This is a genomic window from Rahnella rivi, from assembly GCF_019049655.1.
GTDB classification, from domain to species: Bacteria; Pseudomonadota; Gammaproteobacteria; order Enterobacterales; family Enterobacteriaceae; genus Rahnella; species Rahnella rivi.
On the sequence record NZ_JAFMOX010000060.1, the window covers coordinates 132,709 to 149,497 of the forward strand.

At 52.0% G+C, this 16,789-nt stretch carries 11 protein-coding genes; 7 read left to right on the forward strand and 4 right to left on the reverse strand.

Annotation, left to right across the window (positions count from 1 at the left end):
- Window positions 1-42 precede the first annotated feature (42 nt).
- The 7 genes from cmoM (at window position 43) to J1779_RS13700 (ending at window position 10,937) form a co-directional block, all read left to right on the forward strand.
- Window positions 43-828 carry a tRNA uridine 5-oxyacetic acid(34) methyltransferase CmoM gene (cmoM, locus tag J1779_RS13670; RefSeq protein ID WP_056769279.1) on the forward strand — a complete coding sequence of 262 codons (786 nt, stop codon included), beginning with the start codon at window positions 43-45 and terminating at the stop codon, window positions 826-828.
- Window positions 825-2,147: a chromosome partition protein MukF gene (mukF, locus tag J1779_RS13675; protein ID WP_056769281.1), complete on the forward strand. Its 1,323-nt coding sequence runs from the start codon at window positions 825-827 to the stop codon at window positions 2,145-2,147. The genes cmoM and mukF overlap by 4 nt, the downstream gene beginning before the upstream one ends.
- Window positions 2,128-2,859: a chromosome partition protein MukE gene (mukE, locus tag J1779_RS13680; protein WP_056769283.1), complete on the forward strand. Its 732-nt coding sequence runs from the start codon at window positions 2,128-2,130 to the stop codon at window positions 2,857-2,859. Before mukF ends, mukE begins: the two co-directional genes overlap by 20 nt.
- Window positions 2,856-7,304, forward strand: a complete 4,449-nt coding sequence (gene mukB, locus J1779_RS13685; RefSeq protein WP_217204005.1) for a chromosome partition protein MukB — start codon at window positions 2,856-2,858, stop codon at window positions 7,302-7,304. Before mukE ends, mukB begins: the two co-directional genes overlap by 4 nt.
- A 352-nt stretch (window positions 7,305-7,656) precedes the next feature.
- Window positions 7,657-9,507, forward strand: a complete 1,851-nt coding sequence (gene ldtD / locus J1779_RS13690; protein ID WP_217204006.1) for a L,D-transpeptidase — start codon at window positions 7,657-7,659, stop codon at window positions 9,505-9,507.
- A gap of 179 nt (window positions 9,508-9,686) precedes the next feature.
- On the forward strand, window positions 9,687-10,238 hold the full coding sequence (mepK, locus tag J1779_RS13695; protein WP_056769288.1) for a peptidoglycan L,D-endopeptidase MepK: 552 nt from the start codon (window positions 9,687-9,689) through the stop codon (window positions 10,236-10,238).
- 51 nt (window positions 10,239-10,289) lie between these two features.
- Complete coding sequence (locus tag J1779_RS13700) at window positions 10,290-10,937, forward strand: MBL fold metallo-hydrolase (protein WP_056769290.1); 648 nt, start codon at window positions 10,290-10,292, stop codon at window positions 10,935-10,937.
- 80 nt (window positions 10,938-11,017) lie between these two features.
- On the opposite strand, the gene J1779_RS13705 is transcribed toward J1779_RS13700, so the two are convergent.
- From J1779_RS13705 to pncB, 4 genes are all read right to left on the reverse strand, one after another.
- Window positions 11,018-12,208, reverse strand: a complete 1,191-nt coding sequence (locus J1779_RS13705; protein ID WP_217204007.1) for an amino acid aminotransferase — start codon at window positions 12,206-12,208, stop codon at window positions 11,018-11,020.
- 244 nt (window positions 12,209-12,452) lie between these two features.
- The gene (gene ompC, locus J1779_RS13710) at window positions 12,453-13,565 is read right to left on the reverse strand and encodes a porin OmpC (protein ID WP_274388810.1); all 1,113 of its coding nucleotides are present in this window, start codon (window positions 13,563-13,565) and stop codon (window positions 12,453-12,455) included.
- Window positions 13,566-13,865: 300 nt separating this feature from the next.
- Window positions 13,866-15,266 (reverse strand): asparagine--tRNA ligase, encoded by a 1,401-nt coding sequence (gene asnS / locus J1779_RS13715; protein ID WP_056769297.1) that lies wholly within the window; start codon window positions 15,264-15,266, stop codon window positions 13,866-13,868.
- Window positions 15,267-15,542: 276 nt separating this feature from the next.
- Complete coding sequence (pncB, locus tag J1779_RS13720; RefSeq protein WP_183847605.1) at window positions 15,543-16,748, reverse strand: nicotinate phosphoribosyltransferase; 1,206 nt, start codon at window positions 16,746-16,748, stop codon at window positions 15,543-15,545.
- Between the last annotated feature and the right edge of the window lie 41 nt (window positions 16,749-16,789).

Consider the following 16,789-nt stretch of genomic DNA (forward strand, 5'->3'; position numbering starts at 1 on the left):
AGGTTTCCACCAAAATGCTCAACAGCGAACAGGTAAGACTTCATGCAGGATCGTAATTTTGACGATATGGCCGAAAAATTTTCGCGCAATATCTACGGCACAACGAAGGGACGTATCCGTCAGGCTGTGCTGGGTCAGGATCTGCAGGAATTGATGAAATCTTTACCGCAGCGGCCTCTGCGCATTTTAGATGCGGGCGGCGGCGAAGGACAAATGGCCTGCGAACTGGCCGCTTTAGGACATCAGGTCTTGTTGTGCGATCTGTCAGGTGAGATGATCCGCCGCGCTCAGGCCGCTGCGATTGAAAAAGGTGTGAGCGGTAACATGCAATTTGTACAATGCCCCGCTCAGCACATCGCAGAACATTTAGAACAGCCGGTTGATCTGATATTGTTCCATGCGGTCATCGAATGGCTGGCAGAGCCGCAAGCGGCGCTGGCCGCGCTGGTCGATTGTCTGGCACCCGGTGGCGCGCTATCGCTGATGTTTTACAATATCCACGGCCTGGTCATGCGGCACATGATCCTCGGCAATTTTGGTCATGTCGATGCGGGTGTACCAAAAATCAAAAAAAGCTCCCTGTTACCTGATCACCCGCTGGAACCTGCGCAGGTCTATCAGTGGCTGGAAGAGCTTGGAATGCAGATCAGTGGCAAGACCGGTGTTAGAGTGTTCCACGATTATTTGCGAAACAGACAACAACATAAACAGGATTTTGACGAGCTTCTGGCGCTGGAACAGCGCTATTGCCGCCAGGAACCTTTTGTTAGTTTGGGACGTTACATCCACGTGATGGCGCACAAACCCATTCTGAAGGACGAATTATGAGTGAATTTTCCCAGACTGTACCCGAACTGGTCGCCTGGGCACGGAAAAATGATTTCTCAATTTCGCTGCCAACGGAGCGACTGGCTTTTCTTCTGGCGATTGCCACATTAAACAGCGAGCGCCTTGATGGGGAAATGAGTGAAGGTGAACTGGTTGATGCGTTTCGTCATGTCAGTAAAGGTTTTGAGCAGACGAATGAAACGATTAACGTACGTGCCAATAACGCCATCAATGACATGGTGCGCCAGCGTTTGCTCAACCGTTTTGTCAGTGAAATGGCAGACGGCAATGCTATTTATCGCCTGACGCCTCTGGCGATCGGTATCTCCGATTATTATATCCGTCAGCGTGAGTTCTCCACGCTGCGTCTGTCTATGCAGCTGTCGATCGTGGCGCAGGAACTCAAGCGCGCCGCCGATGCAGCCGACGAAGGCGGTGATGATTTCCACTGGCATCGCAACGTTTACGCGCCGCTGAAATATTCCGTTGCGGAAATCTTCGACAGCATAGATATGACTCAGCGCATCATGGATGAGCAGCAGCAGGGCGTGAAAGACGATATTGCCGGGCTGCTCAACAAAGACTGGCGCGCAGCTATTTCCAGCTGTGAACTTCTTCTGTCAGAAACCTCCGGTACACTGCGCGAATTGCAGGATACGCTGGAAGCGGCGGGTAACCTGCTGCAGGCGCACCTGATGCGTATTCAGGACGCCACCATGATCGACATGGATCTGGGATTCGTCGACAAACTGGTTTTCGACTTACAAAACAAACTCGATCGCATTACCAGTTGGGGTCAGCAGGCCATTGACCTGTGGATCGGTTATGACCGTCATGTACACAAATTTATCCGTACCGCGATCGACATGGATAAAAATCGCGTATTTGCTCAGCGTCTGCGTCAGTCGGTTCAGAACTATTTTGATCAGCCGTGGACACTGACTTTTGCCAATGCCGATCGTCTGCTGGACATGCGCGACGAAGAACTGGCGTTGCGCAGTGAGGAAGTGACGGGCGAACTTCCGCCAGATCTTGAATTCGAAGAATTTAACGAAATACGTGAACAACTTGCGGCATTGATTGAACAGGCATTACAAGTTTATCAACAACAGAAAACGCCGCTCAATCTGGGCATGGTGATGCGCGAATACCTCATACAGTATCCGCGAGCCCGACACTTTGATGTCGCGCGAATTGTGGTCGACCAGGCAGTGCGCCTCGGTGTGGCTGAAGCAGATTTTTCAGGGTTGCACGCCGAATGGCAGGCAATCAATGATTACGGAGCCAAGGTGCAGGCCCATGTCATCGACAAATATTGAACACATAATGCCAGCTAAGCTGGCGCAGGCACTGGCGAACTCAGTGTTTCCTGCTCTCGACAGCCAGTTACGTTCCGGCCGCCACATCGGCATTGATGAACTGGATAACCACGCTTTCCTGATGGACTATCAGGAAGAAATGGAACTCTTTTACAGCCGCTATCACGTGGAATTGATTCGGGCACCGGAAGGTTTCTTCTATTTACGCCCGCGTTCTACCACGCTTATCCCGCGCTCGGTTTTATCTGAGCTGGACATGATGGTGGGGAAAATTCTTTGCTATCTGTATCTCAGCCCTGAACGTCTGGCGCATGAAGGCATTTTCACCCAGCAGGAACTTTATGATGAGTTGCTGAGCCTGGCTGATGAAAACAAATTGCTTAAATACGTGAACCAGCGCTCCACCGGCTCCGACCTCGACCGCCAGAAGTTACAGGACAAAGTCAGAACGTCACTGAACCGTCTGCGCCGTCTGGGTATGGTGTTTTTCATGGGCGTCGACAGCACGAAATTCCGCATCACCGAAGCTGTATTTCGTTTCGGTGCGGATGTCCGCAGCGGAGATGATGCCCGTGAAGCGCAGTTGCGGATGATCCGCGACGGCGAAGCGATGCCCGTTGACAGCGCATTGTCATTAAACGATGAGCCCGATGACAGTGAAGCCCAGACCGGGCAGCAAGGACACCAGAGCGCAGAGGATGAACAGGAATGATTGAACGCGGTAAATTTCGCTCACTGACGCTGGTTAACTGGAACGGCTTTTTTGCCCGTACTTTTGACCTCGATTCACTGGTGACTACGCTTTCCGGCGGCAACGGTGCGGGTAAATCCACCACCATGGCTGCCTTCGTCACGGCGCTTATCCCCGATCTGACGCTGCTGCATTTCCGTAATACCACGGAAGCGGGCGCGACTTCCGGTTCACGCGACAAAGGTCTGCACGGAAAATTACGTGCGGGCGTGTGTTATTCGGTACTGGACGTGGTGAACTCACGTCACCAGCGCATTGTGGTGGGCGTTCGCCTGCAACAAATTGCCGGTCGCGATCGCAAAGTCGATATCAAACCCTTCACCATTCAGGGATTGCCGGTTGCGGTAAATCCGACGGAAATGCTGACTGAAACGGTCGGAGAACGCCAGGCGCGCGTGTTGTCTTTGCAGGAACTGAAAGATCGCGTCGAGGCAATGGAAGGCGTGCAGTTTAAGCAGTTCAACTCGATTACTGATTATCATGCCCTGATGTTTGATCTGGGCGTGATCCCGCGCCGTTTACGTTCAGCGTCAGACCGCAGCAAGTTCTATCGTCTGATTGAGGCCTCGCTGTACGGCGGTATCTCCAGCGCCATCACCCGTTCCCTGCGTGACTACCTGTTACCGGAAAACAGCGGTGTGCGTAAAGCTTTCCAGGATATGGAAGCGGCGCTGCGCGAGAACCGCATGACGCTGGAAGCCATCCGCGTTACGCAATCTGACCGTGACCTGTTTAAGCATCTGATTTCTGAAGCGACTTCTTACGTGGCCGCCGACTACATGCGTCACGCCAATGAACGCCGTATCCATCTCGATGGTGCGCTGGTGCTGCGTAATGATTTGTTAACCAGCCGCAAACAGCTCTCCGGTGAACAATACCGCCACGTAGAAATGGCGCGTGAGCTGGCAGAACAAAGCGGTGCGCAAAGCGATCTGGAAACAGATTATCAGGCCGCCAGCGACCATCTGAGTCTGGTACAGACAGCGATGCGTCAGCAGGAAAAAATCGAGCGTTATGAAAGCGATCTCGAAGAGCTGACCTATCGTCTGGAAGAGCAGAACGAAGTCGTCGCTGAAGCCAGCGAACTGCACGCTGAGCATGAAGCCCGTGCTGAGGCCGCCGAGCTGGAAGTGGATGAACTGAAGAGCCAGCTGGCAGATTATCAGCAGGCGCTGGATGTTCAGCAGACCCGTGCTATCCAGTATCAGCAAGCCTTACAGGCGATCGAGCGCGCCCGTGAGCTGTGCCAGATCCCCGATCTGAGCACGCAAAACAGTGAACAATGGCTGGATACGTTCCAGAGCAAAGAGCAGGAAGCGACCGAAATCCTGCTAATGCTGGAACAAAAAATGAGTGTGGCCTCTGCCGCACACAGCCAGTTCGAAACGGCCTACCAGCTGGTCGTGAAAATCGCCGGAGAAGTCAGCCGCAGTGATGCCTGGAAGACGGCGCGTGAACTGTTGCGCGAGTGGTCCTCACAACTGCATCAGGCTGAGCGCGTTGAGCCGCTGCGTATGCGTTTGTCCGAGCTGGAAGGGCGTCTGCGCGAACAGCAGGACGCTGAGCGTCAGTTGCAGGAATTCTGTAAACGCACCGGGCAGGATGTGCAACCTGAAGATCTGGACGAAATGCAGCGCGAGCTGGACGTGCAGATTGAAGAATTACAGATTGTGGTATCACAGGCTGGTGAACGCCGCATGGAAATGCGTCAGGAACTTGAGCAGGTGCAGGCCCGCATCCGTGAACTGACCGCACGCGCACCCGTCTGGCTGGCCGCTCAGGAAGCCCTGAGTCAGTTAAGCGAGCAGAGCAAAGAGCCGCTGGAAAACAGCCAGCAGGTCACGGAGTACATGCAGCAGTTGCTGGAAAGTGAGCGTGATACCACCGTCGAACGTGACGAAGTGGCGGCACGTAAACGTCGAATCGAAGGCCAGATCACCCGTCTCAGCCAGCCAAGCGGTGCGGAAGATTCCCGCATGATTGCGCTGGCTGAGCGTTTTGGCGGCGTGCTGCTGTCAGAGATTTACGATGACGTCACCATCGACGATGCACCTTATTTCTCGGCGTTGTATGGCCCGTCGCGCCACGCAATTGTGGTGCCTGATTTATCGCTGATCCGCGATCAGCTGGACGGCCTGGACGATTGCCCTGAAGATCTCTATCTGATTGAAGGGGATCCGCAGTCCTTCGATGATAACGTTTTTGAAGTCGATGAAATGCAGGGCGCGGTGCTGGTGAAAACCGGTGACCGCCAGTGGCGTTATTCGCACTTCCCGCAGGTGCCGTTGTTTGGCCGTGCGGCCCGTGAAAACCGTCTGGAAACGCTGCATAAAGAACGCGAAAGTTTGTCTGAGCGTTACGCTACGCTGTCATTCGATGTGCAGAAAATTCAGCGTGCACATCAGGCTTTCAGCCGCTTTATCGGCAGTCATCTCGCTGTGGCGTTTGATGCCGATCCTGAGGCTGAGATTCGTAGTCTGAGCGGTCGCCGTGGTGAACTGGAGCGTGCACTTAATGCGCACGAAGGCCAGAATCAGCAGCAGCGTCAGCAATACGAGCAGGCAAAAGACGCCATCGCGATGCTCAATAAACTTCAGCCGCGCGTAGGTTTGCTGTGCGATGAAACGTTGATCGATCGTGTGGAAGAAATTCGCGATGAAATGGAAGAGGCGCAGGATGCCGCCCGTTTCATTCAGCAACATGGTCTCTCTCTCAGCAAGCTGGAACCGCTGGTTTCCGTTCTGCAAAGCGACCCGGAACAACACGAACAGCTGAAAGAAGATTATGCAGAGGCTCAGCACGCCCAGCGTCTGGCGAAACAACAGGCGTTCGCTCTGACTGAAGTCGTTCAGCGCCGTGCTCATTTCAGCTATACCGACTCTGCCGGAATGTTAAATGAGAATGCTGATCTGAACGACCAGTTGCGTCAGCGCCTCGAACATGCCGAAGCCGAACGTACCCGTGCCCGTGAACAAATGCGTCAGCATCAGGCGCAATATGCGCAATACAGCCAGGTGCTGGCCTCGCTGAAAAGCTCGTTCGACGCCAAGCGTGACATGCTTAAAGAACTGGGGCAGGAGTTGCAGGATATTGGCGTTCAGGCCGATCCGAATGCCGAAGCGCGCGCCAAAACGCGTCGCGATGAGCTGCACTCGGCGCTCAGCACTAACCGGGCGCGCTGCAACCAGCTTGAAAAACAGATTACCTTCTGCGAAGCCGAAATGGATAACCTGCAGAAGAAATTACGTAAGCTGGAACGTGATTATCATCAGAGCCGCGAGCAGGTTGTCTCCTCGAAAGCGGGCTGGTGTGCCGTCATGCGACTGGTGAAAGATAACGGTGTTGAGCGTCGCTTACATCGCCGTGAGCTGGCCTATATGGACGGCGATGAGCTGCGTTCTATGTCGGACAAATCATTGGGTGCGCTGCGTCTGGCGGTGTCTGATAACGAACATCTGCGTGATGTGCTTCGTCTTTCAGAAGATCCAAAACGTCCTGAGCGTAAAATCCAGTTCTACATCGCGGTGTATCAGCATCTGCGCGAACGTATCCGGCAGGATATCATTCGTACTGATGATCCGGTTGAAGCCATCGAACAGATGGAAATTGAACTTGGGCGTTTGACGGAAGAACTGACTGCCCGCGAACAACAACTGGCGATTAGCTCTAAGAGCGTGGCTAACATTATTCGCAAAACCATTCAGCGTGAGCAGAACCGTATTCGTCAGCTGAACCAGGGGCTGCAAGCCGTGGCATTTGGTCAGGTGAAGAGCGTGCGGCTGAACGTCAATGTGCGCGAGGCGCATGCCGGCTTGCTGGATGTGCTCTCCGAGCAACAGGAACAACATCAGGATCTGTTCAGCAGCAACCGTCTGACCTTCTCCGAAGCCCTGGCGAAGTTGTACCAGCGTCTGAACCCGCAAATCGACATGGGGCAACGCACGCCACAAACGATCGGTGAAGAGCTGCTCGACTACCGTAACTATCTCGAGATGGAAGTCGAGGTAAACCGCGGCTCTGACGGCTGGCTGCGTGCAGAGAGTGGCGCGCTGTCAACGGGTGAGGCGATCGGTACCGGTATGTCGATTCTGGTGATGGTCGTACAGAGCTGGGAAGACGAATCGAGCCGTATGCGCGGGAAAGATATTTCACCGTGCCGCCTGTTGTTCCTCGATGAAGCGGCGCGTCTGGATGCCAAATCTATCGCGACACTTTTCGAGTTGTGCGATCGTCTGGAAATGCAGTTGATTATTGCCGCACCGGAAAACATCAGCCCTGAAAAGGGGACGACCTATAAGCTGGTGCGTAAAATGTTCGGTAACAATGAGCATGTTCACGTGGTGGGCTTACGTGGTTTTGCACCAGAAGTCCCTGCGCTGGCGAGCACGGAAGAAGACGTTTCCTGAGCCTTTTTTAATATGAAAGTGTCTTGAATGTCTGAAAGCCCTGGCGAAGAATGCCGGGGCTTTTTACGTCTAATTATTCATTTTACTTATGCTTTCAGATAAAAAATAAGTGGTTTCAAATAGCAAAAAAAACAATCGTCCTGCCTTGCCTGAAATATAGGCGAATGACTTAAAAACGCTGTAATGAAGGCTTTATTTCGGCTGACGGCTGGCATAGAGTCATCACGTCAGACGCGGACTCTATTTAATTGAGTTTCTACGCAAAAAAAGAATTCTCTTTATATACTTAATCTCAGTATCGCTGGATTATTTCGGGGATGAAATTGATAAATTTACCGGGAGGCAAGGGAAGATGTTGATGAATCAAAGGTCTCTCAAGTTTTTAGTCGCCAGCTGCTTGCTGGCCAGCGGGTTATCGCCATGGTTTGCTGCCTGGGCGGCAGTACCGACCATGCCAGTGCGAACTACCACGCTTTCCAGCGTACAGAGTATGAGCCAGCTCCAGGCTGAACTGTTACCGCGAGGTATCCGTCCGCTGTATCTGTCTTCTCTGTCGTCACTGTATGCGGCAAACCACATGCAGCCCATGTGGAAGGACAGGGAAGCCGTCCAGATTTTCCAGCAACAACTTGCTGAACTGGCTATTTCTGGTATACAGCCTCAATTTACCCAATGGGTAAGGTGGCTGACAGATCCGCAAATCACCGGGATGGCGCGTGACGTCGTATTGTCTGACGCTATGCTTGGGTATTTGCAGTTCACCAGCAGCGTTGAAGCGAAAGGCGACACCTGGCTGTACAGCAATGTCCCTTACAAAATGACCACACCACCGCTCACCGTCATCAATCAGTGGCAGCTGGCGGTGCGCAAGGATACAACGGCGCAGTATTTATCGACACTGACTCCGCAGCACCCTTACTACGCGAAAATGCACGAAGCACTGAAAATCATGCTGGCGGATAACCGCCCATGGCCTGCCATGACCGGAGCATCAAGCCTGCGTCCTGACCAGATCAGTGACGACATTCCCGCCCTGCGTGAAATTCTCGACCGCACCGGCATGATGGTTGCCGCCCCGGAAGAGATCAAAGCACCTAAGCCGACGGACGAAACCATCGCGCCAAATGTGCCGGGCAGCGCAGCCAATGACGATCTTTCCGTCGATGAAACAGCTGACAAAGCGCAGAACGCAACGCCTGCGGTGAGTCCTTCTGCAACGTCAGTGCAGGATGTCCTGCCTACCGTGCAGTCTGCCGAAAGCCCGGCGCCGGTCGCGCCTGTTGTGGTATCCAATAACCAGTACACACCAGAGCTGGTGGAGGCGGTCAAACGTTTCCAGAAATGGCAAGGTTTGGAAGCTGACGGCATCATTGGTGCCCGTACCCGCCAGTGGCTTAATGCATCCCCGCAGCTGCGCGCGACGTTGCTGGCGTTGAACATTCAGCGTCTGCGAATTCTGCCGGGCAATGTTAACACCGGCATTATGGTGAACATCCCCAACTACCAGCTGACTTACTATCTCAACGGCAACGAAGTGTTGTCTTCAAGAGTGATTGTCGGGCGTCCGAGCCGTAAAACGCCACTGATGAGCAGTGCGTTGAATAATGTGGTGGTGAACCCGCCATGGAACGTGCCGACCACGCTGGTGCGCGAAGATATTGTGCCGAAAGCCAGGAACAACCCGACGTATTTCCAGCAACACGGTTATCAGGTTCTGTCGGGCTGGAGCAATGATGCGGAAGTGATCGACCCGATGATGATTGACTGGGCCATGGTGTCACCGAGCCATTTCCCGTATCGCATTCGTCAGGCACCGGGTGCCAGTAATTCGCTGGGCCGCTATAAGTTTAATATGCCAAGTTCGGATGCTATCTATCTGCATGACACGCCGAATCACAACCTGTTCAGCAAAGACATTCGCGCATTAAGTTCAGGCTGTGTGCGGGTAAATAAAGCGTCAGAACTGGCGAATATGCTGTTGCAGGATGCCGGCTGGAATGACACGCGGATCTCCTCGGCCCTGCAGGGCGGGAATACGACGTATGTGTCAATTCGCCATCACATACCCGTTAAACTGTTTTATCTGACAGCCTGGGTTGCTGAAGATGGTAAGCCGCAATTCCGCACAGATATTTACAATTATGATTCAACCGTGAGATCTGGTGCACAAATATTGCCTCAGGCAGAGAAATTACTGCAATAAATGCAGTAAAACTAATCTGATAACGGTCTGAGTAGTTGGCCATACAAAGAGCGTGAGCCCCTGGCACGCTCGTTTTGCGTTTTAGGGTCCCTTGACTCGTTCTATTTAGGGCGTTAAGGTTCGAAACGGTGCTGGCATTGCACCTATTTTTGACACTCTTACCGGATAGTAAACTGTACATGAATGAAATCGACAAACATCGCCGTAAATGGCTGGCATTAGGCAGTGCCGCTATGGGGATTGCATTACTTCCGAGTCGTGCATTCGCCACTCTTTCCACTCCTCGTCCGCGTATTCTGGTCGTTAACAATCTAAATACCGGCGAAACCCTCAAAACTGAATTTTTTGATGGAAAGCGTTACAACAAGGATGAATTGGCCCGGTTAAATCATTTGTTCAGGGACTATCGTGCGGAAAAAGTGAAGTCCATTGATCCTGCTCTGTTCGATCATCTTTATCGTTTACAGGTCATGCTCGGTGGAACGAACAAGCCCGTTCAGCTGATTTCCGGTTACCGTTCGCTGGCCACCAACAACAGCATGCGCGAACCAGGAAGTGGGGTAGCGAAACACAGCTACCATACGCTTGGGCAGGCAATGGATTTCCACATCCAGGGCATTGAACTGAGTAATATCCGCAAAGCAGCATTAAAAATGCGGATGGGTGGTGTAGGATATTATCCACGAAGTAACTTTGTGCACATCGATACCGGCCCTGCCCGGACCTGGTGATGTGTGTCATTAGTGGCCTGCCCAAACGGACAGGCCATTTTGTGGAGCACTATGAAAACCCATCTCATTACTGTCACGGCGTTCAGCCAAAATTGCTCATTGATCTGGTGTACTAAAACCAATCAGGCCGCGCTTGTCGATCCGGGCGGTGAAGCAGCCAAAATTATTCGCGAAGTTTCCGCTCAGGGCGTTCTGGTCACTCAGATCCTGCTGACTCACGGACATCTTGATCACGTCGGCGCCGCTGCTGAACTGGCAGAACATTATCAGGTGCCAGTGATCGGCCCGCAAAAAGAAGATCAATTCCTGCTGGATGGGCTGCCCGCTCAGAGCCAGATGTTTGGACTGGAACACTGTGACCCGTTGACGCCAGACACCTGGCTGGAAGAAGGCGACACCGTCAGCGTTGGCGAAGAAGCGCTCTCCGTCCTGCATTGTCCGGGTCATACGCCGGGGCATATTGTCTTCATCAATGACAAAGCGCGTTTAGCCGTTTCCGGTGACGTGATTTTCAAAGGTGGCGTAGGCCGCAGTGATTTCCCGCGCGGCGATCATCAGGCGCTGATCAATTCCATCAAAACCAAATTATTGCCACTGGGCGATGATATTGTTTTCATCCCCGGTCACGGCCCGATGTCTGATTTTGGTTATGAGCGTAAAACCAATCCGTTCCTGCAGGATGAATTGCCGGTTTGGTGATTTTTCTGCCGCATTGGGAACAGCAAAAAGCCCGTCAGTCACCTGACGGGCTTTTTTAATGGAACAGCGCTGCTTATCTTTTAGATGACCGCGACAATGGCTTCACACAGAGGAGCCATGTTGTCCAGCGTAATACCAGCCACGTTAATACGGCCAGAATTCACCGCGTAAACGCCGAATTCATCACGCAGACGCAAAACCTGATCTTTGGTCAGGCCGCTGAAAGAGAACATGCCGTTCTGATTGATAATAAAACTAAAGTCCTGTTTAGCGCCTTTTTCCTGCAAGGTGGTGACGAACAACTGACGCATGCGGTGGATACGCTGGCGCATGTCGCTCAGTTCCTGCTCCCACAAGGTGCGCAGGGCAGGGTTACCCAATATGGTCGCCACAACGGCTGCGCCGTGTGCCGGTGGGTTAGAGTAGTTTGCACGGATAACGGATTTCACCTGACTGAAGGCGCGATCTGCAGTGTCGGCATCTGCGGCAACTAAAGTACATGCGCCCACTCGTTCGTTATACAGACCAAAGTTTTTGGAGTAGGAACTGGCAACCAGTAACTCTTTGTGTTTTTCCACGAACAGGCGCAGGCCACCCGCATCTTCTTCCAGACCTTTGGCAAAGCCCTGATAGGCGAAATCAAACAGCGGCAACCAGCCTTTACTGACGGAGAGTTCAGCCAGTTGCGCCCACTGCGCTTGCGTAGGATCGATACCGGTCGGGTTATGGCAGCAGCCGTGGAATAACACCACGTCACCGGCCTGGGCTTCGCTCAGGCTTTTCAGCATACCGTCGAAATCAAGGGTGTGATTCGGCGCGTCGTAATAATTGTATTCAGCGACTTCAAGACCGGCGGCATTAAACACGCCTTTATGGTTTGGCCAGCTCGGGTTACTGACCCACACGCGTTTAGCGCTGGTCTGCGTGGCAATGAAATCAGCAGCAATACGCAATGCGCCGGTGCCGCCTGGGGTCTGCGCGGTGCGGGCGCGTTTTTCCGCGATCACGGCACTGTCTTTTCCGAACAGCAATTCCTGCGTGCAGTGTGCGAAATCAGGCAACCCGTCGATGCTCAGATAGGTTTTCGTCGTTTCATTTTCCAACAGGAATTGTTCGGCTTTTTTCACGCTGGCCAGAACCGGCGTTTTACCAGTTTCATCTTTATAAACACCAATCCCAAGATTGATTTTATCAGAGCGGTCGTCAGCGCGGAAAAGATCGGAAAGACCCAGAATAGGATCGGCGGGTGCTGCTGTGATTTTTTCAAACATGTTGGAAATTTCCATTAGCCTGATAGTGCGAAAGAGGCTTTAAGGGTAACGCCAGAGAGGGTTATTTGCCAACCGTTTGCGGGAAAAAGTAAGCAGAGTTGTGAGGGCGAATCCGAGATTAAAATATTTTATGGCAAGCCGCGGGTAAAGAGGCTTTTCAGTAAGACATAAATGCAAAAGGCAGAGCCGAAGCTCTGCCTTGATATCCACTTTGATGCACCCGTAAGTGCATCGTTAAGCGATATTAGAACTGGTATTGCAAGCCAACACCCACAGTGTCGTCGGTGCTGCGACCGGCGGCTTTGGTGTAGCTGTTGTCGTCCAGCAGGTTGATTTTGTAGTCAACGTAGGTAGACATGTTTTTGTTGAAGTAGTAGTAAGTACCAACTTCTACGTATTTAACCAGGTCAGCATCGCCGCCGGTGTAAGTAGAGCCGTTGTCGGTGAAGCCGTTCAGCTGCTTGCCTTTAGACTGCAGGTAAGCGATTGATGGGCGCAGACCGAAGTCGAACTGGTACTGTGCAACCACTTCGAAGTTCTGAGTTTTGTTAGCAATTGCAGCCGGGTTGCCGTAATCGGTGGTGTTGCGTGATTCACCGTAGAAGGTTGCCAGGTACAGGTTGTTAGCGTCGTATTTCGCGCCGAATGCGTATGCGTCAGCTTTGTCGCCGTTACCGTCTGCTTTCTGAGTAGAGGTACGGTTAGAAGAGAAGTAAGCACCTGTCAGGCTAACACCGGAGTTGCCCAGTGCGTATGCTGCAGAAGTACCCCAGCCGTCGCCATTGGAATCAATTGGGCCACGGCTATCACGACCTTCGTCGTTTTTGCCCTGGTACTGAACAGCGAAGCTCAGGCCATCAACCAGACCGAAGAAGTTGCTGTTACGGTAAGTTGCCATACCATTACCACGACCAATCATAAAGTTGTCGTTGTTCTGGTACATAGTGTCATCACCAAAGATTGGCAATTGGTCGGTGTAGGACATTACGTCGTAGATTACGCCGTAGTTACGACCGTAGTCGAATGAACCTGCATCGCCAAATTTCAGACCTGCGAAGCCCAGACGAGTTTTGTTGCCTTCGTCACCAGCGCTTTCTGCATGGTTAGCCTGAACGTTGTATTCCCACTGGCCGTAACCGGTCAGTTGGTCAGTAATTTGGGTTTCGCCTTTGAAGCCGAAACGAACATAAGTCTGGTCGCCATCATCGCTGGCGTTATCAGAGAAGTTGTGGCGTGCGTCAACTTTACCGTACAAATCCAGTTTGTTGCCGTCTTTGTTATAGATCTCTGCTGCATTAGCTGCGCCAGCTACTAACAATGCTGGGATTACTACTGCAAGAATGTTGCGCTTCATCATTATTATTACCCTCATTGGTTTTATTCGGACACCTGCCACTGCCGTCAATAATTCTTTGGGGAACTATTCATGAAAGTTTGGTGTCTCCTGTGTCTGAACGCACTATTCCATCCGAGGTTCGCTTAATCTACAGCGAAAATGCTACTAAATTACTAAATATGTTTCAGCGGGAAAGAATGTATTACAAAATGTGTATTTTAGGGAACTTTGTGACGGGGATCTATTTTTAAAAATGACTAAGGCCAGCAATGCTGGCCTTAGTTTTGTAATTATTCTGTAAATTAAAAATAGTTTAATTTATTAGAAGGTTGCATTACGTGGTGTGCGCGGGAACGGAATCACGTCACGAACGTTCTGAACCCCGGTGACATAGGCCACTAAACGTTCAAACCCTAAACCGAAGCCGGAATGAGGCACTGTGCCGTAACGGCGAAGATCGCGATACCACCAATAATCTTCAGTTTTGAGTCCCATTTCGACCATTCGTGCATCCAATACGTCCAGACGTTCTTCACGCTGTGAACCGCCGATGATTTCGCCGATACCCGGTGCTAACACGTCCATTGCGGCAACGGTTTTGCCATCATCGTTCAGGCGCATGTAGAAGGACTTGATATCTTTCGGATAGTTTTTCACGACCACCGGCGCTTTGAAATGTTGCTCAGCAAGATAACGTTCATGCTCGGAAGAAAGATCGACACCCCATGAAACCGCGTTTTCGAATTTCTGACCGCAATTCATTAAGATTTCTACTGCTTCGGTGTAATCCACCTGCGCGAAATCGGAGGTTACAAAACGCTCAAGGCGGGCAACCGCATCTTTGTCTACGCGCTCAGCGAAGAAGGCCATATCGTCTGAACGTTCGTTCAATACTGCCTGGAAAACATATTTGAGCATGTTTTCAGCCAGAGAGGCGATGTCGTCCAGCGTGGCAAATGCCACTTCCGGTTCGACCATCCAGAACTCAGCGAGGTGACGGCTGGTGTTGGAGTTTTCTGCACGGAACGTCGGGCCAAAGGTGTACACCTTGGAGAGTGCGCAAGCGTAAGCTTCGCCATTCAACTGACCGGATACGGTCAGGAAGGATTCTTTACCAAAGAAGTCTTCACTGAAGTCGATTTCGCCTTTGTCAGTGCGCGGCAGGTTTTGCAGGTCCAGTGTAGATACGCGGAACATCTCACCCGCACCTTCAGTATCGGATGCGGTAATCAGCGGAGTTGACACCCAGAAGTAGCCGTTTTCGTGATAGAAACGGTGAATCGCCTGAGACAGGGTGTTACGCACGCGAGCCACTGCGCCAATCAGGTTGGTGCGCGGACGCAGGTGAGCCACCTCACGCAGATACTCGATGCTGTGACGTTTCGCTGCCATCGGATAGGTATCAGGGTCATCCACCCAGCCTACAACTTTGATCGCGGTCGCCTGCAGTTCAAAACTCTGGCCTTCGCCAGGGGAGGCCACCACGTTGCCGGTCACTTCAACAGAACAACCGGTCGTCAGGTGCAGAACATCGTCCTGATAATTGGGCAGAGAATTATTGACGACGGCCTGTAATGGATTAAAGCAGGAGCCGTCATAAACGGCGAGGAATGAGATACCAGCTTTAGAATCTCTCCGGGTACGTACCCAACCGCGTACGGTGACTTCACTGTCAACCGCAGCACGGCCTTGCAGTACGTCGACTACAGGCACAACGCTCATAGATTTCTCTCTTTCTTTATATACAGATGTTGATTAAGAAATAATGGACACCCTGTAAAAAGGGATTTTGCTATGTTACTTAGCCTTTCTCAGGACACAAGCAGAAATCATCGTCGCGGGATAAGAATTATCAGGCCGGGCCTGCGATAAACAGAAATTATGGATGGAATGAATGAAAGCCGAGCGAATTAAATATCATCTATATAAAGGAAAGAATGAAAGAGAGGAAAAAAGCAGCAAAACGCCGGATGTTTGCGATCCGGCGTGGGGGGGAGATCAGGAGGCTTTTTTGACCAGAGGCAGATCAAATGCTTTGCGCAGCGCTTTCACGAACGCTTTATCCTGACAAATGGTTTTACCGGGGCTGTCGGATAATTTCGCCACCGGTTTACCATTACATTGCACCAGCTTGATCACAATATTCAGCGGTTTCACACCGGGAATATTACAGGTCAGCCGCGTTCCTATTCCGAAGACCAGATTCACACGCTTGTGGAAATGGCGATATAAATGCAGCGCTTTATCCAGATCGAGATTATCGGAGAACACCAGCGTCTTGGTCATCGGATCAATATCAAGTGCATGATAATGCGCGATAGCCTTTTCACCCCATTCAAACGGATCCCCGGAATCATGACGAAGGCCCTGATAGGCGTTGGCAAATTTCGGCCCGAAATCCCGCAAAAAGGCATCCATCGTAATGCAGTCGGTCAGGGCGATGCCAAGTTGGTCAGGATATTCATCCAGCCAGGCCTGCAACGCAGCCCGCTGGCTGTTGGCCAGCACCGGGCTTATCTGCTGATGCGCCTGGAACCATTCATGCGCCTGCGTACCGACCGGCGCCAGTTGCAATTTGTGGGCGACATCGTAATTGCTGGTGCCGACCAGGTAGGGGAATTCGTTTTTGAGGGTGCTGACAATGGCTTCCTGCACCTCACCTGAAAAACGACGGCGTGTACCGAAATCCATCAGACGGAAAGCGGAAAGATCAACATCAGCGGCTTGTTCATTAAAGCTGGCCAGATTCATGCGCAGTTGTTCCACGGCCATTCCGGCGGTGATCTGTGGTGAACGATGACGATGCACCACTTCGCTGATCACGGCCAGCAGGGGCACTTCCCACATGATCACTTCGCGCCATGGCCCTTCGATGCGCACATGCAGATGCCCGTCGCGGTCAGAAACCGTGACATGTTGCGGATTATAGCGGAACGTTTTCAGCCAGCTGAGATAGTCCTGCGTGAAGAACGGCAGCCCGGAGAGATAAGTAAACTCATCGTCTGTCAGCGCCAGTTCGCTCATCAACTGGATTTGCTGACGGATATCGTCGGCGTATTCGCCCAGCAGTTCATCGCCACGGCATCGGAATTCGGCCACCACGTTGATATGATGATAGCGATGGAAAACCGCTTGCTGCATATGAAGCTTGTAGGCATCGGTATCTAACAGCGAAGTCAAAATCGGGGAGGCGTATGGAGTCATAGCGCTTTACAGCATCCTCGTCAGAAACTGAGTGTTTGAAC

Coding starts and splice junctions, on each gene's coding strand:
- cmoM (WP_056769279.1), top strand. CDS start 43: ATGCAGGATCGTAATTTTGACGATATGGCCGAAAAATTTTCGCGCAAT.
- mukF (WP_056769281.1), top strand. CDS start 825: ATGAGTGAATTTTCCCAGACTGTACCCGAACTGGTCGCCTGGGCACGG.
- mukE (WP_056769283.1), top strand. CDS start 2,128: ATGTCATCGACAAATATTGAACACATAATGCCAGCTAAGCTGGCGCAG.
- mukB (WP_217204005.1), top strand. CDS start 2,856: ATGATTGAACGCGGTAAATTTCGCTCACTGACGCTGGTTAACTGGAAC.
- ldtD (WP_217204006.1), top strand. CDS start 7,657: ATGTTGATGAATCAAAGGTCTCTCAAGTTTTTAGTCGCCAGCTGCTTG.
- mepK (WP_056769288.1), top strand. CDS start 9,687: ATGAATGAAATCGACAAACATCGCCGTAAATGGCTGGCATTAGGCAGT.
- J1779_RS13700 (WP_056769290.1), top strand. CDS start 10,290: ATGAAAACCCATCTCATTACTGTCACGGCGTTCAGCCAAAATTGCTCA.
- J1779_RS13705 (WP_217204007.1), bottom strand. CDS start 12,208: ATGTTTGAAAAAATCACAGCAGCACCCGCCGATCCTATTCTGGGTCTT.
- ompC (WP_274388810.1), bottom strand. CDS start 13,565: ATGATGAAGCGCAACATTCTTGCAGTAGTAATCCCAGCATTGTTAGTA.
- asnS (WP_056769297.1), bottom strand. CDS start 15,266: ATGAGCGTTGTGCCTGTAGTCGACGTACTGCAAGGCCGTGCTGCGGTT.
- pncB (WP_183847605.1), bottom strand. CDS start 16,748: ATGACTCCATACGCCTCCCCGATTTTGACTTCGCTGTTAGATACCGAT.